Origin of the sequence: Kitasatospora sp. NPDC059327 (assembly GCF_042752535.1) — a bacterium.
Classification (GTDB): Bacteria; Actinomycetota; Actinomycetes; order Streptomycetales; family Streptomycetaceae; genus Kitasatospora.
This window is the reverse complement of sequence record NZ_JBHYYB010000016.1, coordinates 85,106-103,931: the sequence shown is the minus strand read 5'-3', so window position 1 is coordinate 103,931 and position 18,826 is coordinate 85,106. Positions and strand designations below refer to the sequence as shown.

General features: G+C 71.6%; 16 protein-coding genes and 1 pseudogene. 10 read left to right on the top strand and 7 right to left on the bottom strand.

Annotated features, from left to right (window positions below):
• Positions 1 to 51 precede the first annotated feature (51 nt).
• The 3 genes from ACFXHB_RS13030 to ACFXHB_RS13020 all read left to right on the top strand — a co-directional run bounded on the left by ACFXHB_RS13030 (position 52) and on the right by ACFXHB_RS13020 (position 2,955).
• Positions 52 to 729, top strand: coding sequence for a TetR/AcrR family transcriptional regulator (locus ACFXHB_RS13030; RefSeq protein ID WP_380574099.1), 678 nt, complete (start codon positions 52 to 54; stop codon positions 727 to 729).
• Positions 730 to 849: 120 nt separating this feature from the next.
• A complete protein-coding gene (locus tag ACFXHB_RS13025; protein WP_380574098.1) occupies positions 850 to 1,716 on the top strand; it encodes an alpha/beta hydrolase in 867 nt (288 codons plus the stop codon).
• 417 nt (positions 1,717 to 2,133) lie between these two features.
• Entirely contained in the window at positions 2,134 to 2,955 is an 822-nt protein-coding gene (locus ACFXHB_RS13020) for an integrase (RefSeq protein WP_380574096.1), read from the top strand.
• A gap of 142 nt (positions 2,956 to 3,097) precedes the next feature.
• On the opposite strand, the pseudogene ACFXHB_RS13015 reads toward ACFXHB_RS13020, so the two are convergent.
• Positions 3,098 to 3,826 (bottom strand): annotated as a pseudogene (locus ACFXHB_RS13015) (pirin family protein); the annotation flags it as partial.
• A gap of 35 nt (positions 3,827 to 3,861) precedes the next feature.
• Between ACFXHB_RS13015 and ACFXHB_RS13010 the strand changes: the two are divergent.
• Complete coding sequence (locus tag ACFXHB_RS13010; RefSeq protein ID WP_380574095.1) at positions 3,862 to 5,610, top strand: recombinase family protein; 1,749 nt, start codon at positions 3,862 to 3,864, stop codon at positions 5,608 to 5,610.
• Between the two features lie 67 nt (positions 5,611 to 5,677).
• On the opposite strand, the gene ACFXHB_RS13005 is transcribed toward ACFXHB_RS13010, so the two are convergent.
• A complete protein-coding gene (locus ACFXHB_RS13005; protein ID WP_380574094.1) occupies positions 5,678 to 6,517 on the bottom strand; it encodes a hypothetical protein in 840 nt (279 codons plus the stop codon).
• Between the two features lie 593 nt (positions 6,518 to 7,110).
• Positions 7,111 to 7,605 (bottom strand): transcriptional regulator, encoded by a 495-nt coding sequence (locus ACFXHB_RS13000; protein WP_380574093.1) that lies wholly within the window; start codon positions 7,603 to 7,605, stop codon positions 7,111 to 7,113.
• Positions 7,606 to 8,024: 419 nt separating this feature from the next.
• Here ACFXHB_RS13000 and ACFXHB_RS12995 point away from each other — a divergent pair, with 419 nt between their 5' ends.
• From ACFXHB_RS12995 to ACFXHB_RS12970, 6 genes are all read left to right on the top strand, one after another.
• Positions 8,025 to 9,071, top strand: coding sequence for a hypothetical protein (locus ACFXHB_RS12995; protein ID WP_380574092.1), 1,047 nt, complete (start codon positions 8,025 to 8,027; stop codon positions 9,069 to 9,071).
• Between the two features lie 80 nt (positions 9,072 to 9,151).
• Complete coding sequence (locus tag ACFXHB_RS12990; protein WP_380574140.1) at positions 9,152 to 9,781, top strand: ATP-binding protein; 630 nt, start codon at positions 9,152 to 9,154, stop codon at positions 9,779 to 9,781.
• A gap of 118 nt (positions 9,782 to 9,899) precedes the next feature.
• Entirely contained in the window at positions 9,900 to 10,838 is a 939-nt protein-coding gene (locus tag ACFXHB_RS12985; protein ID WP_380574091.1) for a DUF2637 domain-containing protein, read from the top strand.
• 356 nt (positions 10,839 to 11,194) lie between these two features.
• Complete coding sequence (locus tag ACFXHB_RS12980; RefSeq protein WP_380574090.1) at positions 11,195 to 11,851, top strand: plasmid mobilization protein; 657 nt, start codon at positions 11,195 to 11,197, stop codon at positions 11,849 to 11,851.
• Positions 11,848 to 12,438, top strand: a complete 591-nt coding sequence (locus tag ACFXHB_RS12975) for a relaxase/mobilization nuclease domain-containing protein (protein ID WP_380574089.1) — start codon at positions 11,848 to 11,850, stop codon at positions 12,436 to 12,438. Before ACFXHB_RS12980 ends, ACFXHB_RS12975 begins: the two co-directional genes overlap by 4 nt.
• A gap of 57 nt (positions 12,439 to 12,495) precedes the next feature.
• Complete coding sequence (locus ACFXHB_RS12970; protein ID WP_380574088.1) at positions 12,496 to 13,608, top strand: hypothetical protein; 1,113 nt, start codon at positions 12,496 to 12,498, stop codon at positions 13,606 to 13,608.
• Between the two features lie 572 nt (positions 13,609 to 14,180).
• On the opposite strand, the gene ACFXHB_RS12965 is transcribed toward ACFXHB_RS12970, so the two are convergent.
• The 4 genes from ACFXHB_RS12965 to ACFXHB_RS12950 form a co-directional block, all read right to left on the bottom strand.
• The gene (locus ACFXHB_RS12965; RefSeq protein ID WP_380574087.1) at positions 14,181 to 14,951 is read right to left on the bottom strand and encodes a hypothetical protein; all 771 of its coding nucleotides are present in this window, start codon (positions 14,949 to 14,951) and stop codon (positions 14,181 to 14,183) included.
• Positions 14,952 to 15,349: 398 nt separating this feature from the next.
• Positions 15,350 to 16,513: a damage-control phosphatase ARMT1 family protein gene (locus tag ACFXHB_RS12960; RefSeq protein ID WP_380574086.1), complete on the bottom strand. Its 1,164-nt coding sequence runs from the start codon at positions 16,511 to 16,513 to the stop codon at positions 15,350 to 15,352.
• 31 nt (positions 16,514 to 16,544) lie between these two features.
• Entirely contained in the window at positions 16,545 to 17,429 is an 885-nt protein-coding gene (locus ACFXHB_RS12955; protein WP_380574085.1) for a phosphotransferase, read from the bottom strand.
• Positions 17,426 to 18,817, bottom strand: coding sequence for a helix-turn-helix domain-containing protein (locus tag ACFXHB_RS12950; protein WP_380574084.1), 1,392 nt, complete (start codon positions 18,815 to 18,817; stop codon positions 17,426 to 17,428). The genes ACFXHB_RS12955 and ACFXHB_RS12950 overlap by 4 nt, the downstream gene beginning before the upstream one ends.
• Between the last annotated feature and the right edge of the window lie 9 nt (positions 18,818 to 18,826).

Below are 18,826 nucleotides of genomic sequence, written 5' to 3'. Positions count from 1 at the left end.
CGCTCCCGGTGACGACGGGTCTCCCGTCCCGACGGACAGCTGAGGTGCACTGTGACCGGTTCTGGCACGGACGGACGGGCGGCCGTACGCGCCGACGGCCGGGCCGACGGCCGGGTCCTGCGCGGGGAGGAGACCCGCCGCGCGGTGCTGCGCCGGGCGGTCGAGATCGCCTCCGTCGAGGGGCTGGACGCGTTGTCGATCGGGCGGCTGGCCGCCGACCTCGGACTGAGCAAGAGCGGCGTCTTCGCGGGCTTCGGCTCCAAGGAGGAGCTGCAGCTGGCCACCGTCCGGGCGGCCCGGCGGATCTTCCTGGACGCGGTGGTCACCCCGTTGGAGCGGACCGAACCCGGCCTGGGCCGGGCCCGGTTGCTCTGCGAGGGCTGGCTGGCGTACTCGCGGGCCCGGGTCTTTCCCGGCGGCTGCTTCTTCTTCGAGGTGAACGCGGAGTTCGACGCCCGGCCGGGCCCCCTGCGCGACGCGCTCGCGCACTGCGCCCGGGAGTGGCGCGAGGCGGTGGTCGAGTCGCTGGCCCAGGCCCGGGCCACAGGCGGACTGCGGGCCGGCACCGACCTGGAGGACCTCGCCTTCGCCCTGATCGCGGTGCTGGAGGCGGCCAACTCGCAGGCCCTGCTGCTCGACGAGCCGGGCGCCTACGACCGGGCGGGGCGGCTGGTGCTGCGGCTGCTGCGCGCGGAGGCGGCCGACCCGAGGGCGCCTGAGCTGGCCTGATCCCCGGCCCTTTCCCGGGGGTCCCGCGCCCATGAAACTGCACGAACGGTCGTGCTAATATCTCGATCGAGCTCGGCCCCGCACCCAGGCACGCCCGTCAGCACCGACAGGGAGACCCCGATGGACCCGGCCGCCACACTGATCCGCACCGCCCTCAACACCGCCTCCCGACCCGCCCCCGGCCTGGCCGGCAAGGTCGCGTTCGAGCTGTTCCGGCACCCGGTCCGGCGCGGTCGGGTGCGCTCCGGCGAGCGCGAGGCCCACGACTCGGCCGCCACCGAGCAGCTCACCGTCCACGGCAAGCGGGTGGTCGTCTACCGCTGGGGCGACGGTGCCCGGCCCGTTCTGATGCTGCACGGCTGGCAGTCCCGGGCCTCCCGCTTCGCCGCCTTCGTCCCGCGGCTGCGCGCGCTCGGGCTGAGCCCGGTGGCGTTCGACGCCCCCGGGCACGGCGCGTCCGGCGGCCGGGCGACCACGGTGCTGGAGTACCGGGCCATCGCCGCCGGGCTGCAGGATCGGTACGGCGACTTCGAAGCCGTCGTCGCGCACTCGCTCGGCGTCAACGCGGCCTTCCTCGCGCTGCGCGGGGGCCTGCGGGCCGGGCGGCTGGTCGCCGTCGCGGGGGTCGGCGAGTTCTCCTACCTGCCTGCGGCCTTCTGCGCCGAGCTGGGCCTCAACAGCGTGCTGGAACGGGAGGTCGGGCGGCGCTTCGAGCGGGAGATGTTCCCCGGGGTCGAGGACGTCACCACGTACTTCGACGCCGCCCGCAGCCCGGAGGAGGTCGCCCTGCCGATCCTGCTGGTGCACGACGAGGGGGACCGCAAGGTCGGCGTGGAGCACGCCCACCGGCTCAAGGCCGCGTACGGGGACCGGCTCGACCTGATCCTCACCCGGGGCCTGGGCCACCGCCGGATCCTGGCCGAACCCGCGGTCGTCGACAACGCCGTCGGCTTCCTGGCGGCCGGGCTGGAGGCCGCGGCCCCGTGAACCGGTCGGCCCGGTCGGCCCGGAGCGGGGCCCGCAGCGTGCCAGGCCGTCAGCCGTCAGCCGTCAGCCGTCAGCCGCCAGGCCGTCGCCCGCCGGCCGTCAGCGGCCGTCGCGCTGCTCGTCGGGGAAGCGCGGCCCGCCGATCAGGAACAGCAGGGCGGCGGTCGGGAAGCCGGTCGAGGCGGCCAGTAGCACGATGAACTGCCAGAACATCCCCTGCTCCTCGTCAGTCTCGGTCCACCCCGGTCCCCGAAGGAGGCGTCAAACCCGGTGGGCCCTGATTGGCCGAATTGTCCACTCGATATCCGACGGTATGGGCGAATTGCCCCCACTGCCACCGGGCAGCTCCGGCCGGGCCGGGACGCGCCGCGTGCACGGGTCTGGGCCCGCGCCCCACCGGGCGTCCACACTGTCGGGATGCAGGTACAGCTGGCAGGGGAAGCACGGCGGCCGGACCGCGAGAGCGAGGACTTCGCGGCGGCCTCACCGGAGGCGCTCGTACTGCTCGACGGTGCGAGCTCGCCGACCGGGCTGGAGTCCGGGTGCCGCCACGGCACCCCGTGGTACGTACGGCGACTGGGGGTGCACCTGCTGGCGCGGCTCACCGACCGGGCGGACCGCTCGATCGCCGAGTGCCTGGCCGACGCCATCGTGGAGACGGCCGCGCTGCACGGCGGCCGCTGCGACCTCGCGCACCCCAACACGCCCGCCGCCATGGTGGTCGCCGCCCGGCGGCACGGCGGAGCGCTGGAGTACCTGGTGCTCGGGGACTCGTTGCTGGTGCTCCAGTACAAGGACGGCCCGCCCAAGGTGATCGGGGACAACCAGCGCTTCCCCGGCGGCGAGGCGCTGCGCCGGCAGGTCTGGTCGACGGTGCCCGGTTCGACCGAGCGGGCCGCGTTGCACCTGGAGTACGCGCTGGCCGTCCGGGCGGTGCGCAACTCCGGCGCCGGGCCGTGGATCGCCGCCGCGAGCCCCAAGGCCGCGCAGCACGCCGAGACCGGCTTCGTCGGCCTGGACCGGCTGCACGCGGTGGCCGCCCTGAGCGACGGTGCCTCGCGCTACACCGAGCGCTTCGGTCTGGGCAGTTGGGCGGACGCGCTGCGCCTGCTCGGGGAGTCGGGTCCGGGCGAGCTGATCGCCCAGGTGCGGGCCGTCGAGCGGTCGGACGCGGCCTGCGAGCGCTGGCCGCGCGGCAAGGCGCACGACGACGCCTCGGCCCTCTACGCGCTGCTGTGACGCCGCGGCGGGGAGCCGGCCGGGGGCGCGCGGCGGACCTCGGGCAGGACGCGCCGACGGCGCGGGCCCTCCGGGTGGGGAGGGTCCGCGCCGTCGGTCGGGATCGGCGGGCGTCACCGGAGCCGGTGACGCCGGCCGGTGCTCACGAGGCCGGGACGGTACCCAGGCGGCCGGCCTGGAAGTCCTCCATGGCCTGCTGGAGCTCGCGGTGGCTGTTCATCACGAACGGGCCGTAGTGGGCGACCGGCTCCCGGATGGGCTCGCCACCGAGGAGGACGACCTCGAAGTTGGCGCTCCGGGAGTCCTGGGTGTCGTCCGCCCGGATGGTGAGGGAGTCGCCCTCGCCGAAGACGACGGCCTGACCCATGTGGAACGGGCGCCGCTCCGTTCCGGCCGAGCCGCTGCCGGCGAGGCCGTAGGCGAGGCCGTTGAAGTCGGCCCGCCACGGCAGGGTGACCTCGGCGCCGGGGTTCACCGACACGTGGATCATGGTGATCGGCGTGTGCGTGGCGCCGGGGCCCTGGTGGCCGGCGATGTCACCGGCGATCAGCCGCACCAGCGCGCCGCCGTCCGAGGAGGCGAGCAGCTTCACGTTCGTGCCGCGGATGTCCTGGTACTTCGGCGCGATCATCTTGTCCGCGGCGGGCAGGTTCACCCAGAGCTGCAGCCCGTGGAACAGGCCGCCGGACATCACCAGCGACTCCGGCGGGGTCTCGATGTGCAGCAGGCCGGAGCCCGCCGTCATCCACTGGGTGTCGCCGTCGGTGATGACGCCACCGCCGCCGTGCGAGTCCTGGTGGATGAAGGTCCCGTCGATGATGTACGTGACCGTCTCGAAGCCGCGGTGCGGGTGCCAGGGGGTGCCCTTGGGTTATGTCAGTTAGGGGAGTAGTAACATCAGCACTCATGTCAGCACCAGCAGTGATCACCGGCTTGGACGTCCACGCGGCCGTCTACGCGCGCCAGTCCGACGCGCGCGAGAACGCCAGTGAAGCCTCGACCACGACCCAGCGCGAGCTGGGTACGGCCGAGGCCAGGCGCCGCAACGCCAAGTCGGTCGCCTACTACGAGGACCTGGGCATCTCGGCGTTCACCGGAGTCGAGCGGCCGCAGTTCGAGAAGCTGCTGCAGGACTGCCGGGCGGGCCGGATCAACCTGCTGGTCGTCTACTACGTCAGCCGCCTCTCGCGCCTCGACCCGCTCGACGCGATCCCGGTCGTCGTCGAGCTGCTGAACCTCGGCGTCACCATCGTCAGCGTCACCGAGGGCGAGTTCCGCAAGGGCAACCTGGTGGACCTGATCCACATGTTCATGCGGCTGGACCAGGCCCACAACGAGAGCAAGAACAAGAGCGTCGCCGTCCGGGGCGCCAAGGCCATGGCACTCGACCTGGGCGGGTACATCGGCGGCAAGGCGCCGTACGGCTTCGAGTTGAAGGCCGAGACCAGGCTCACGGCGGACGGTCGGCCGATCGTCATCCAGACCCTCGTGCACACCACGAACGAGCCGGGGGTCATCCGTGACATCTGGGCGACGATCAAGAAGCACAAGGACCAGGTGTACGACCCCAAGCGGCGCCGCCACCCCGGTTCGCTGGGCGGGATCGTCAACAGCATGAACAACGAGGTCGTCGTGCCCACGCGCGGCGCGACCTACGGCAAGAAGACGAAGGACAGCGCGTGGGACACCAAGACCGTCAAGCGCATCCTCAGGGATCCCCGGATAGCCGGGTTCGCCGCCGTACCCGTCTACAAGGTCGGCGAGAACGGCAAATCCACGAGCACGGTGGAGAGTTACCGCATCCTCCGCGACCCCGAGACGATGCTTCCGCTCCAGATCTACGAGGCGATCATCCCGCCCGTGGAGTGGTACGAGCTGCAGGAGTGGCTTGACGCGCGAGGCCGCGGGAAGGGGCTCTCGCGGGGCGAGTCGCTGCTGTCCGCGATGGAGGTCCTGTACTGCGAGTGCGGATCGGTGAAGACCTCCCACGCCGACAGCGCCAAGGCGGTCAAGCGGTCGTACCGGTGCCGCCGGCGGAAGATGCTGCCCGGCCAGCACGCCGGAGAGTGCACGGTCAGTCAGGCGGCACTGGACGACCACGTGGCACGGAGCATCTTCGAGCTGCTGAGGGAGGTCGAGCACGACCACGAGGCCCTGGCGGTTCTCGCCGAGGCGACGCGCAGGTTCGGTGTCGCCACCGAGTTGCCGGAGCGTTCGCGGGAACGCGCGACGCTCGTCGCGGAGCGTGCTGATGCGGTGAGGGCGCTTGAGGAGCTCTACGACGACCGCAAGGCGGGCGGCTTCCGGGGAGACATCGGCCGGCGGAGGTTCGTCACGGAAGAGGCCGCGCTCCTGCACCTCCTGGAGGCGGCCGAGGCGAGGATCGCCGTACTGGAGGAGGCGGCGACACCGGTGATCCCCATCGCCGAGTGGCTGCCCGAGGACCCGGCGGCCGACCCCATCGGCCCGGGTTCGTGGTGGGAGAGCGCCCCCCTCGCCGAGCGCAGGAAGTTCGTCAAGCTGTTCGTGGACCGGATCACGGTGTTCAAGGCCCCGGAGCGCGGGGGCCGTTTGCCGGTGCACCAGCGGGTGAAGATCGAGTTCGCCAAGCGTCGGGAGGCGGCCGACGACGGCGAGGGACAGCGCGTGCTGTGACAGACGCCGACATGTGAAAGCGGCCCCGGACAAGGGATGTCCGGGGCCGCCTCTGCGATGGGGGGCCCTAGCTCCAGGGGCCGAGGACCGTCAGCGTCGGCTTCCGGTACGAGACCTCGACGCCACCGCCCACCGTGACCGTGACGAGCTCAAGTGCCAGTTCGCAGAGGGCTTCCCCCGCGATACCGGCGAGCTGGGCGCGGGTCGTGACCGCCGCGTCGGCGAGGAGCCGAGAGGGCGAACTGAACTCGAACCGTCCGAGGTCGTAGCGCCCCGCCAGTCGGAAGACCACGGTGGTCGCAGGCTGTGGAGCCTGCAGCTTCTTCGCCAGCGCCGCCCGTTCCTCGGAGGACTCGGGGCAGCCACACGGAGTCCCCTGGACCTCGGTCGGCGAGAGGAACACGACGCCGTCACAGTGGTGAACGAGTCCCTTCGGCCCCCACAGCCGAAGCTCTGTCGTGACGGAGTCCGCGCCGTCGAGGACGACACGAACCGCAGGCGAACCGGTCACTACCCCCTGGGTCCAGTCGTCGGCCGTTGCGCCGCCGAGGAGTTGGGAGATCGCGGCAGCAGTCTCCGGGATGGTGGTGGAGACCCGCCAGTTGGGCAGCGACTCAGGGCGGTTGTCGATTCGGCGGCCGGTGTGGAAGCGGCCCACGACTGCGTCGCTGGGCGCGAAGACCGCCGGCGCCACCGAGGGGTCGACCCGCTTGCGCGTGTCCTTGCCACCGGCGGACTCCCGCTCACGCAGCGCTGTGAGCGAGCCGTCGATCGCGCGGCTGGAACGGGGGAAGCTGGTAGTGGCCAGTGCTGACCGAGCCGCCGTCGCTGGGGCCTGAATGGCCTTCAGGTAGGTGGCCGCAGAGCAGGCGTCCGGCTGGGCAGCGCGGAGAGACAGCTGGGGCATGTGGCTCCTCTTACGGTGGCCGGCGGGCTGCAACCCGGGCTACCGCATGGCGACATCGTGGATGGGCGGTTGGGGGAGGGGCGGCTCCCGACCGGTAGCGAGAAGGCGGCGATCGGACGACAGCATCGAGATCGCGGGAGTCGGACCGGCCGCGATCTGTCGCGGCGGTACGGCGGAGAAGCTGCGTCGGTGTCCAGCGCAGGTGGCCTGCGGGCTGCGGACGGCAGCTGGGGACAGACCCGTCAGATGGGTCTGGGGGAGGTGCTGGGGGCAGTGGCGACGGAGTCCGCGACGAACCGCGCGGTGGTGGCCGAGCAGAAGCCGCAGCCTGAGGCTGGGTGTTGCTGGGGCGGCATGCGGTTCCCTCCTCGGTGGCTGGCGGGCTGCAACCCTGCACCGTGGTCGACGTCGTGGATGGGCGTTGCGCGGTTGGTGGCCGCGTGGGGTGTGACGTTAGCTCTGGATCCCGGCCGCGCCAAATGGCTGGTCGGGCTCGTGAGCACGGTAGGAGCGGCCCCGGCCGTTTTCCAAAGACGATCTCGAGCGGTCCTGGCGAACGGTCGATGGTGGCCCGGGTGACCGACCCCGCCGGGCTACTCGTCGGTGTGGACCGGCTCGGACGGCATCTTGCCGCCCCGCAGGAACTCCTGCACCAGCGGCGTGGGCGCGTATCTGCGGTACTCGAAGGAGAGGCCGATCGCGATCTTCCCGCGCAGCCGTTTGCGGTTGTGGGGGAAGTCCTGGCAGTACTTCTCGGCGGCTGTCAAAGCCTTGGTCGTGAACTCGGCGCCCTGCGCGGCCAGTCGGTAGCCCTGGACCACGTGGTCGGCGAGTTCCTGCATGATCTTCTCTTCGGGAGAGGTCGGCGGGCCGAGGAGGTCCTCAAGGGGCAGGTCGAAGACCTTGGCGAAGCCGATCGCCTCGTCGAGGTTGATCCGTCGGCGCGGCTCGCCGCTCTCGATGCGCCAGACCGAGGACTGGTTGATCGGGTAGCCGGCCTCGGCCATGCGCTTGGCCAGCTCGCCGGTGCTCCAGCCGCGGCGCTCGCGCTCCATTCGGACGCGCTCGGCCGCGTTCTCCTCGCTCATGCCGGCGGGGGCCTCCGGGCCTGCAGGCTCGCTTCCCGGCAGCTCCTCTTCCGGCTCGCCAGTCGTGTCGTCCGTGGGCTCGTCCGTCCCGACCATCAATTCACCTCGCATCCGATCCTGAGGCGACTTGCATAGCGGCCGCCAGGGTGCCATAGTGATGCACAGTGAAGCGCATGTCAAGCCAAACCGCATCGCGGCGCGCTGTCGCGCTCACCCCGAAAAGGCCGAAGGCCCCCGGTGCTATCAACACCGAGGGCCCGAAAGGTCCCAAAACCGCCCATCCACGACGATCCGCCACGGTGCAGGGTTGCAGCCCATGAGCGCACCGAGGAAGGACCAACGTGCTCCAGCGTACGGCGTCGCCACTGTGCGGCGCACCTACTCCGCACGCCTCCTCCCCGAAGGCGGGGTGGTAGGCCATGGCGCGCATCCGCACTATCAAGCCCGAGTACCCCGTCTCGGAGGATCTCGCATCGGTCTCCCTGACCGCCGAGCGCACGTTCCTGTGCCTGCTCACCCAGGCCGACGACGAGGGGCGTCACCGCGACAACGCGGCGGTCCTCAACGGCGCACTGTGGTCGCTGCGGCCCGAGCACACCGCGCTCGACACCGAGGACGAGCTGCGACAGCTCGCCGAGACCGGCCTGATCTGCCGCTACACCGGCTGCGACGGCTGCCAGTACCTGCACGTCACCAAGTGGCACGAGCACCAGAAGATCTCCCACCCCACCCCCTCGCGCCTGCCCGCCTGTCCCGTCCACGAGAGCGGCGGCTGGTGCGGCAAGTGCAAGGCCAAGGGCAAGGGCTGCGCGCGCCCGGCTCCGGAGAACTTCCGGAGCCTTCCGGAACCGCTCGCGACCCTCGCGGAGGCCGTCCCCGCCCAGCGGCCGTTCTCCGCCGACCCCGATCCCGCCCCCGCAGTAGCCCTGCCAGTGCCGAATGCGGCAGCTCCGAGCGAAGGTGCAGGTCAGACGGCTTCTCCGGAGTCCCTCCGGAGGGCTCCGGAGAACGTCGTGCCTGGACCATGGACCTTGGACCATGGATCTACCCCTAAAGGGGGCGGCGACGCCGCGCCCACCCCGGCACCCTCGTCGGCAGCACCTGACCGGGACGGCCCGGTCCTGGTCGCCGCGCCTACCGGCAAGCCGTCGGTGAACGCGGGCGACCTGGTGGCCGAGTACGTCGCCACCTGCCCGAAGCCGGTACCGGCCAACGTGCGGGGCCACCTCGGCAAGGTCATCAAGGACCTGCTCGACGGCGGCACCAGCGACGACGACATCCGCGCCGGGCTGCGGCTGTACGCGGCGAAGCCGATGAGCCCGAGCGTGCTGCCGAGCATGGTCCACGAGGCGATCAACGCCCAACCCGCCGGGGCCACCCGCACCGGGCAGAGCGCTGCCCGCGCGCCGTACCGGCCCTTCGCCAACCCGGCCGACGCCCGCGACTACTACGAGGGGGACCTGTGACCAGCCTGCCCAACCCCCGCCGCGCGAACGAGCGTCGCGAGCCGCAGCCGGCCTCCGGCGCAGTCCTGCGCCTGGAACGGATGCTGGCCGCCAAGGGCATCGACCCCGACCGGCCGCTGCCCGACGCCGACCAGCCCTCCACCGCGCTGGAGCTCGCCGACCGCCGCATCCCGCCGCGCTACCGCCTCGCCGAAGCCGACCACCCGGAGGTCACGACCTGGGTCCAGCAGGTCACCCTGGCCTGCCGACCCGGCCCCGGCGGCACCCCGGGCATCGCCCAGGGGCCCTCGCTCCTGATCGCCGGATCCACTGGCTCGGGTAAGACCCACCAGGCGTACGGGGCGATCCGCAGCCTGTTGAAGGCCGGTGTGCGTCTGCGCTGGACCAAGCTCACCGCCACGGAGCTGTACGCCTCCCAGCGGCCCCGCCAGGGCACGGACACCGAGCGGGAGATGCGCGATCTGATGACCTGCTCGCTGCTGGTCCTCGACGACCTCGGCGCCGCCAAGGCGTCCGAGTGGACCGAGGAGCTCACCCTGCGGCTGGTCGACCACCGCTACGAGCACCTGCTCCCGACGATCTTCACCACCAACCTGGCGCCCGGCGACATCAAGAACGCCCTCGGCGACCGCACCGCCTCCCGCCTCGCCGAGATGTGCGAACGCGCCATCCTCACCGGCACCGACCGCCGCAGGCTACGCGCCGCCTGACCGGCGCCGGTGCCGGTTTGCCCTGGCCGGTGCGCCGACCTCCCCGAACTTCACCCCACCACCGCCTCGCCGCTTCGCCACGCCCGCCTGCGGCGAGGCCACCCCTGGAGCACCACCCTTGACCACCATCGCGATACCCCCTGCCCACACCCCGTCCGCCCGGGCCACCGTCTGGGACCGCCTCGCCGTCGCCCTGCTCGGCGTCCTCGGCTTCGTCCTGTCCTACGACGCCCTGCGGCAGATGGCCGGCGCGACCCACGTCCGCGGCCCGCTCACCTACCTGTTCCCGATCATCGTCGACGGCTTCATCGCCTACGGCGTCCGAGCCCTGCTCGTCCTGCGCGACGCCCGATGGCCCGCCCGCGCCTACGCCTGGACACTCTTCGCCGGAGCGACCGCCACCAGCGTCTGGGCCAACGCCCTGCACGCCGTCCGCCTCAACCAACTGCCCACCACCGGCAGCGGGCTGAGGCTCACCGACACCGTCGTTGGCGTCCTGTCCACGCTCGCCCCGCTTGCCCTCGGCGGCGCCGTCCACCTCTACATCCTCATCGCCCGCCACGGGCACGACACCGTAACCGCTCCCGCTGAGCAGAACGCCCTTCCGCTCACCGTGACTTCTGCCGACCTGGTGACCGCCGACCCTGAACCGGAGCTCGGGCCGGAACGGGCGGAGGACCGCAGCGACGAGAACGCGCTCCTAGCGCTCCTGTCGGCCGCCGGAGTTCTGCCTGCCGAGTGGCGGGACGCGCTGCCCGATCCCGAACCGGCAGAAGTCGACGACCGGCCGGTCGATGCCCCGGACTCCCAGGCCGATGGCGCCGCCGGGGCGGAGAACAAGCCGATCGGGCGTCCGCCGGGCGCGCCGATGGAGCGACTGCTGGAGGTGGGCCGCGCGGCGGTCGCCGCCGAGGGCCGTCTCACCCGCGCGATCGTCGAACAGGCCGTCCGCGACGCCGGCCTTCCGCTCGGCAGTACCCGCCTCACCGAGCTGGTGCGAAAGCTCCGCGAGGAGCAAGCCGACGAACAGAACCCTCCGCGCCCCGAGGCCGACTGACCAGCCCCGTGTCCGGCTGACCGGCCCGGTCGGTCAGCCGGACACCGACTTCTGCCGACCCCCGCCGCATTCGGCAGAAGGCCAGCGCCGCCCGGTCAGTGCGCCCGGCCGGATTCGACTCGCAGCGCGGGCACAGTCCGACGCGGCGGTCGCTCCCGGGAAGGCCGCGTGGGACACGTCGCCCATACCTGCGAATTCCGGCACGGCCAAACCGGCAACCACCCGGAAACTGCCCACCACACACCCACCAGCCCGAATCGCCAGCCGCCACCGAGGAACAACACGCGTGAACGCCGTCCGCCGAACCCTGAACAGCCTGCTCGGGAAGCCTGTAAACTCCCAGGACCGCAACGGAGTTGACCACCTCCCTGCCCCTGGCGGAGCAAGCGAGTGCGTACGAGGCCCCTACGGGGCACGCCAACGCCCCCGCCCAGGAGGGCGAGGACGAGCCGGAGCTGCCGAGGGCGGCAGCACCGGACCTTCACCGCGAGGGCGCGGCGAAGAAGGAGAAGCCCACCAACACGCCGCCCGAGCCCATCGCCGACGTGCTGACGCTCCCCGTCGCCAGCCCGTCCGCGAGCGCCGCCAGCCGCACACAGCGCGCCCCGAAGCGTCGCCGCCGTGACCCCGATAACCCCTTGCCGAAGAAGGTCGGCTTCCGCTGCACCGAAGCCCAGAAGACGCGCATCGAGCAGCTGGCCGCCGCAGCCGAACTGAACGTTGCCGCCTACCTGGAGCGCCGGGCTCTGGCCGATGACTCCACCGGCATCACCACCCGCGACGAGTGTCTGGAGCGGGCCATCATGGCGCTTGACGCGGCACGCGGCCAGCTGGCGCCGGTCGGCAACAACGCCAACCAGATCGCCTACCGGCTCAACGCTGGCATCGGCGTCGAACCGGGACCTGCGGCAGCCGTCCTCGACAGGGCCCTGGCCCTGGTCGCCGAGGTCCGCATGGCCGTCGCGGAGGTCGACGCTTCGGCCATGCGCCTGGCGAAGGCGAAGCGCCGGTGATCAGCAAGCCCCTGCGCGGGTCCAAGACGCTCGGCGCGCTCAAGTACCTCTTCGGTCCCGGCAAGGCCAACGAGCACACCGATGCGCATATCGTCGCGTCCTGGGACGGCTTCGCGCCCGACCCCGGCCGCGACCCGGGCGACCCCGATGCCATCCTCGTCCAACTGCGCGACGCGCTCGACCTGCACGTCGTCCGCTACGGCAAGCCGGTCACCAAGCACGTCTACCACCGCCCGGTGCGCGCCGACCCGACCGACCGCATCCTCAGCGACGAGGAGTGGGGCACCATCGCCCGCCGGATCGTGGCTGCCGCCGCCATCGCGCCGGACGGCGACCCGAACGGCTGCCGCTGGATCGCCGTGCGCCACGCCGACGACCACATCCACATCCTCGCGACCGTCGTCCGGGCGGACCTCACGCAGGCCCGCCTGCGCGGTGACCAGTACCGCGTTGAGGACGAACTCACAGAGATCGAACGCGAGTACAAGCTCAAGGACCTCTCCGACACCCGCACCCGCGAATACCGGGATGCGATCCCCAAGCGCGCCAAGGGCAAGGAGCTGCACAAGGCTCAGCGCCTCGGCTAGGAGGGCACTGACCGCGACCGCCTGCGCACCGCCGTACGCCAGGCCCTGGCCGGGGCTGTGGACGAGGAGGAGTTCGCCGCCCGGCTTGCCGCGAAGGGCGTGCTCCTCGGCGTGCGCCGCGCGCCCTCCGGTGACGTGACTGGCTACAAGTTCGCCCTCCCCACCGGCGACGAGAGCGGACCGATCTGGTTCTCCGGCAGCAAGCTCGCCTCCGACCTCACCCAGCCGAAGATCCAGGCACGCTTCGCCCTCGGCGTCGACGAACCCGCCTTCCCCACACCCGACCCCCGAACCTGGCCCGCTGACGGCCGCCACCGGGCCAGCACCACCATCGAACGCGCCTACCCGGCCTTCGACGACGACCAGGACGCCGCCCGCGCGGAGGCGGTGATCCGAGGCGGCCTCGAAGTCCTCGACACGCTCGCCGCCACCAGCCCGACCCTCAGCAGGAAGGAACTTCACCAGGCCGCACGAGCCCTGGAGTACACCCGCACCGCCCACACCCGCGCCGTCGGCGCCGACCTGCGCGCGATGCGCTCCGCCGCCCGCGAACTCCTCCACGCCGGACCCGCCACCGGCCGAGGCGAGGACGGCACGGCCGCCGCCACGATCCTGACCAGCCTCGTCCTGCTCGCCATCGTGATCGCCAAGTGGCACGCCGCCCAAGGCCACCGCCACCAGGCCGCCGCCGCCCGCACGGCGGCCGACCACCTGCGCGCCGCCTACACCCGGCACGCGGCCAAACCGATCGCCCACCTCACCCTCGAAGGCCGACTCCTCCCGAAGTCAGACCACGACCGGCAGGCCGACGCCGTCCGCCGAACCCTGCCCACCGACCAGGCCACCCGCCTCCTCGCCGAGGAGAACTGGGCAGCCCTCGCCGCCACCCTCGCCCAGGCCGAAGCCGTCGGCCACAACCCGACCACCCTGCTCACCAACGCCGCCGGGCGCCGCGAACTCGCCACCGCCGACTCACCCGCCGCCGTCCTCACCTGGCGGATCCGCCGCGACGCCAACCTCCCCACCCCCGCACCGGCCCCAACCCCCGACGAACTGCGCACCAGGGCAGCCCGCGCCCGCACCACCAGCCGCACCACGGGCACACCGGTTGCCCCGGTCATCGCACCGCCGGCGCCGGTCGCACCTGACCAGGTGCGCCGGACGCGCTGACCAACCCAGGTGGGCGGGTACGGCGCCTCCGCGCCCGCCCACCAACCCCCACCCACCGATCCCGCCCAGCACGGACGTCACCCGTCAGCCGCCGCCGAAAGCAGGACCCAGCCAACGAAGCAGACCGACCCGAGGAATCCGGCTCAGCCGGAGCGCCACAACTACCCTGCAGCAAGCTGACGGTGTCGATTCGATGTCCTTCTCGCTGGGAGGGATCCATTCCCGCAGCGCACGTCGTATGGTCCCTTGCTGCCCCGCTGCCGACCTGAAGGGACCGCATGACCGACTACGACCACGACTTCTACAACCCCGCCCCCGAACCCGCGCGTGCCGTCATCCGCGCCGTCCCGCACCCCGCCGAGCTCAACCCCCGCGGCGTCACCATCACCTGAACCGGCTGCCACGCCCGCCGCGACTGGCTCCTCCTCGCCGTCCACGACCAGATCTTCGGCCGCTGCCGCTGCGCCCACGAGTTCCGTGTACGTTTCCCGTGTTGCAGCAGGCCGCGTTGCTGAGGGGCCGAGGGGAGCAACCACGGTCAGCGGCGGCAACTGCGTGGCCAGGTCGCCCAATCAGTTCTTGCGTCGCCGACGCTGCCCATACGGTCCGCGCCGGTCGTGGGGCCGCCACTCGTCGTCATCGTCCCGCCCCTGCGGCATATCGGGAGGCAGCGGAACGGTTCCGCCCCCACGCAGCTTCGCCGCCATGACCACAGCGGGATCGGGAACCGGGTCTTCGTAGCGCTCGCGGTCCAGCTCAGGAAGTGCCCGTCCTCTCCCGGCACTCCGCGCCGGAACTGCGGGAGGCGTTTCCCTCCGCACCTGGCCGGAACGCGGGGCGGCCGGACGCAGCTCGATACCGTTTCGGCGCAGCTCCTCGGCGAACATCACCTTCTGCTCGGCGTCCATGCGGGCGGCGTGCTGCTGCATGAGCTTGTAGGAGTAGGTGCCTGGGGGGACCGACTGGACAGGCTTGCGGCTCGGGTTCTTCGTGGGCTTCCGAACGTGCTGGATGCGCACCGCATGCTCGGCCTTCTGCCGTTTCTTCGCGGCCCTGGCCTTCTCCTTCTCGGCGACCTTCCTGGCCGCTTTCTCCTGGCGGGCTTGCTCTTCCGCGAGGGCCTTCGCGACCGCTTTGGCGGCCTTGGCGGCTTCTTCCCGCTTCTTCGCGGCCTTCGCCTGGAGTGCCGCGACGGTGTCGGCGCTGGCCTGCGCGGTCTGCTTCTTGCGCCACTGCTCGTCCTTGGCGCGCCTCTGGCGCTCGTCTTCCTTGCGCTTCTGCGCCTCAAACCACTGCTTGGCGGCCGACTCCTTCGCCGTTATAGGCGTTATCTCGCTGGTCATGGTCCCCTCACTGGCCTGTCGACCGTGCCGAAGTGACTGTATGTCAGCGCGCCAATGCCCGGCTGGCGTTCCAGGGCACTCCTCGCCAGTAGGCCCCGAGGACGGAGATTCGAGCCCGCGCAGAGCTGCAGCGCAACACGCGCAGACTGGACGCGGAACACGAATGGCACGAGCCCGACCTCACCCGAGCCGCCTTCGACTGGCACTACGTCGAACCCGAGCACGAATGGGACGACTTCGACACCGCCATGAGAGCCTTCGCCTTCGACGTACTCCTCGCCGGAACGACCTGGAACCTGGACTGACGTCCACGCCGCACCCGCCGCTGTGCACTTTCCACGCTTATCGCGTGACGCGCGGACGAGCGAGGGCAGCGGGCATACGGGTAGGCGCTTCGGCTACCGGCGGAGGTCGACCTGGATGACGGCGTGGCGGCCGTTGGTGCGCCACGGCGTCCCGGCGCGGTCGAGCTGAGCGACGACGGCAGCGTCGACGCCGACGATCACGTCCGATTTCAGCGTCCGCAGGGCCGTGACGGCTGAGGGGAAGTGGCTGGCCACCTCGGTGAACGCGGTAATGGGCGGCCACAGCTGATCGCCAACGAGCCGACGGTAGTTGAGGTCGCCCTTGAGGATCGTCATCGTTGTGTCGGCGAACTCGGACCGGAGGTCGGCGGGCATGTCGTGGAACGGCAGCGGTGCGCAGAAGAACGGGTGCGTGCGGATCACGAGCGCGCCGCTGTTCATCGCCCGCCACAGCCGTTCGCCGATCGTCCCGGCAGCCGCAGTGGCGGCGGTGCGCAGGCGCTGGATGGTGGCGAGGACGTCGGCCATCGTCGCGTCCGACACGTAGTACGGCTGCGGCTTCACGTACACGACGACCTGCGCTGCCAGGCCGGAAGCCAGGAGGTGGTCGACCAGCACCAGGTCCGGCAGGAGCTCCCGGCCGGCATTGTCCGCGACGACGCAGACACGCCCGCCTTCGGCCCGCTCCAGCTCGGCCCAGAGCGACTCGTTGTCGTCGGCCACCAGGTCGGACGCGACCGACCCTCCGGCCTCCGCCGTGATCTGGAAGCTCAGGTCGGCGCGGTTGCCCCAGAGCGCCGAGGAGAGGAGCGCGGCGGCTCGCTTGTCGGTGAAGTCCGAGGGCAGGTCGCCGAGGGCCGCCAGCTCGGCGTCGACGGCCGGGCCGGCGAGTTCGGCGTCCTTGAACGGTGCGAACGGGTCGATGCCCTGCCAAGTCCCGGGCCGGAAGTAGCCGGTGGCTTCGAGCAGCCTGCGGTAGAAGTAGCTCTCGGCCCACAGGAACGGCGCATCGCCCCACGGCCGTCCGAACAGGCCCTCACCCCACTCCAGCCACTGCTGGTGATCGTGGGCACCGGTGCTGAGCGGTTGCAGCACACCGTCAGTGCTCTCGGCGAGGAGCTCCTCGATCGCGGCTCGCTCGCTCGGCCCGTACGGCAGTGCGTCGAGAACCTGCTGGACGAGCTTCGGGTGCCGCTCGTGGAAGACACCCCAGGCGAAGGATCCGGGGACATCGCTGCGGATCACGGGTGCAGTCATCACGGTCGGGCTCGTCCCTCTCATCGACATCTCAGCTGACAGTTGTCCAGCCCCACGGGCGTGGACTGCTCTGCCCTTGCAGGCAGGAGAGACGGTAGTGGGCTTCTGCCCGGTGTCGGGTTGGATCGGCTGCCGCGTGCTGGAGAGCGAAGCAGGTGACCCGGAGCTCGCGGATGCTCCGCAGTACCGGGTAGCCGGCCCAGGTCATCACGTCGGCTCCGTACGCCTCGCAGAAGTCGGCGTACTCGCTGTCCGAAACCGAGCCGAAGCTGCCGTAGCCGACGGCGGTGGCGGTGAGGTCCCACTCGGGAGGCCCCAGGGAGGTCCGTTCGAAATCGAGCAGGTACCTGGCGGTGGGGGTGACCGCTACGTTGCCGCGCCAGGCGTCGCCGTGGATGACGCTCGTCGGCAGGCTCGGCCGGAGGCCCCGCCACGCCGTTTCGAGTTCGGCCAAGCGGTTGCGCAGCCACTGTCGCTGGTCGTCGTCGAGGGTTGCGGCGGCGTCGATCCGAGCGGCCAGCCGGACGAATGGGTCGAGGTGGCCCAAAGCGAAGGGGGGAATGGGGAGTTCGTGGAGGTGCCGGAGGAGCGGTGCGATGTCGGCGGCTGCCCCTGGCTGGTGTGGGGGGAGCTCGTGCCAGAAGGTCACCGGGTTGCCGTCCACAATGAGTGGCTCCGGCAGGTGCGCGAGCGGGCGCACCGCGGGCACCCCGCAGTCGTACAGCCAGCGGGCGACAGCCAGTTCGCGGACTGCGGCAGCGGCTTGGCCAGGGCGGCTGATACGGGCCACGATCCCGTGCGGCAGCCGCCACAGCGCGTTCTCCCCGATCCGGATCGGTTCGGCGCCGACTGCGGACAGGCCGATTTCCGCGCAGGCCTTGAGTAGCAGGGCGCGGGAGTCTTCGAGGCTGCTCACACCGCCACCGTAGCGGCGATCTGTTCGCGCAGATCCCGGACGTTGGGGAGGCTGCGATGACGGTGGGCGACGCGGGCGAGCTCGGCCAGCTCGTAGTTGGCCCGGAGCGACCGGAGGTCGCTGACCTCGGAAAGCGCGGTGCGGCCCTCGGCCAAGGCCTGGTCGGGGTCGCTGGCCGCCATCTGGAGGGTGGCGAGCTTGGTGCGGGAGAACGCGCGCGAGCGGGCGAACCCCTCGCCGTGGCCGTCCACCGCCGCCTGCAGCCGCCGGAGGGCTTCCTGCGGCGGATGGCTGGCGAGGGAGAGGTCGAAGAGGGCGTGGCCGGTATCTCCGTGGTGCTGGGCGCCGTCGTAGTACGCCATCCACGGCCCCTCGGCCGCCGGGGCGATCGAAGCGAACGAGTCGTCGGACGTGCCGATCGCGGCCAGGGTCTGCTGGGTGCGGCCCATCTTGGCCAGGGCTCGGGCGCGGGCGTTGTGGAGCATCGACTGCTCGGCGGCGGAGAGGCGGTCGGCGCGCGCGAGACCGAGCTCGGCGAGGGTGAGACCGGAGTCGGGGTCGCCGCGCCAGATGGCCTGGCGGGAGCGGAGGTTGTAGGAGATGGCCCGCAACGGCCAGTTGTCCACTTCCTCCGCGCACGCCGTGGCGAAGGCGAAGAGGCGCTGGGCGTCGTCGTGGGCGAAGGAGTCGAAGGCAGCCGCGCCGACCACGGTCGCCAGGCGGCTGACGGCACCGAACAGCTCGGCTCGCAGCGGGGCCGGACAACGACTGTTCAGCAGTCCGGCAGCCCAGTTGAGCTGGGCCAGCGCGGTCTCGCGGACTACGCCGGCACCGCCGTAGAGATTGTCCCAGCCGCGCAGTGTGGTCGCAGCGTCGCGGATTTGCTCGACATCGGCGGGCCGAACCGTCGTCGGAACGGCGGCGGCCGAGGTGGAGGTCAGCAGTTGGGCCAGCGGGCCGGCGGCGATGGCGGCGCCCGTCGCGGTGAGGAAGTTGCGTCGTTCCATGGGGTCGGACTCGTTCCACTCGGGAGCGTGAGTTGACCCCTCCAGCGTGCCCCCGAGCCGCGCTCCTCGGGGAGCCTTGACGGCCGCAGCAGGCCGTTTGTCCATTTCCCCGGAGCGGTTGTCCATTTCAGCCTCGGCCAGCGCCACGCTCCGCGAGAGCACGCCGCCGGTGTCCAGGGCGGCGTCCAACGCCCGGGTGTGGTGGAGCTTGCACGGTCGTTCCGCCCGCTCGAACTTGCTGATCAGGTCCCCGCTGAGGTGGACCAGCCGACCGAGTTCGTCCTGGCTCAGCTTCCTGAGTTCCCGCCAGTGCCGGAGTTCCGCGCCGAGCCAGTGAGCCGCGGACCGGGTGGGGTCCAGAGGCTTCGGTGGTCGCGGCACTTGATCCCC

Coding starts and splice junctions, on each gene's coding strand:
- ACFXHB_RS13020 (WP_380574096.1), top strand. CDS start 2,134: ATGCAGGTACAGCTGGCAGGGGAAGCACGGCGGCCGGACCGCGAGAGC.
- ACFXHB_RS13000 (WP_380574093.1), bottom strand. CDS start 7,605: ATGAGCGAGGAGAACGCGGCCGAGCGCGTCCGAATGGAGCGCGAGCGC.
- ACFXHB_RS12960 (WP_380574086.1), bottom strand. CDS start 16,513: ATGACTGCACCCGTGATCCGCAGCGATGTCCCCGGATCCTTCGCCTGG.
- ACFXHB_RS13005 (WP_380574094.1), bottom strand. CDS start 6,517: ATGCCCCAGCTGTCTCTCCGCGCTGCCCAGCCGGACGCCTGCTCTGCG.
- ACFXHB_RS13010 (WP_380574095.1), top strand. CDS start 3,862: ATGTCAGCACCAGCAGTGATCACCGGCTTGGACGTCCACGCGGCCGTC.
- ACFXHB_RS12995 (WP_380574092.1), top strand. CDS start 8,025: ATGGCGCGCATCCGCACTATCAAGCCCGAGTACCCCGTCTCGGAGGAT.
- ACFXHB_RS12965 (WP_380574087.1), bottom strand. CDS start 14,951: ATGACCAGCGAGATAACGCCTATAACGGCGAAGGAGTCGGCCGCCAAG.
- ACFXHB_RS13025 (WP_380574098.1), top strand. CDS start 850: ATGGACCCGGCCGCCACACTGATCCGCACCGCCCTCAACACCGCCTCC.
- ACFXHB_RS12990 (WP_380574140.1), top strand. CDS start 9,152: ATGCTGGCCGCCAAGGGCATCGACCCCGACCGGCCGCTGCCCGACGCC.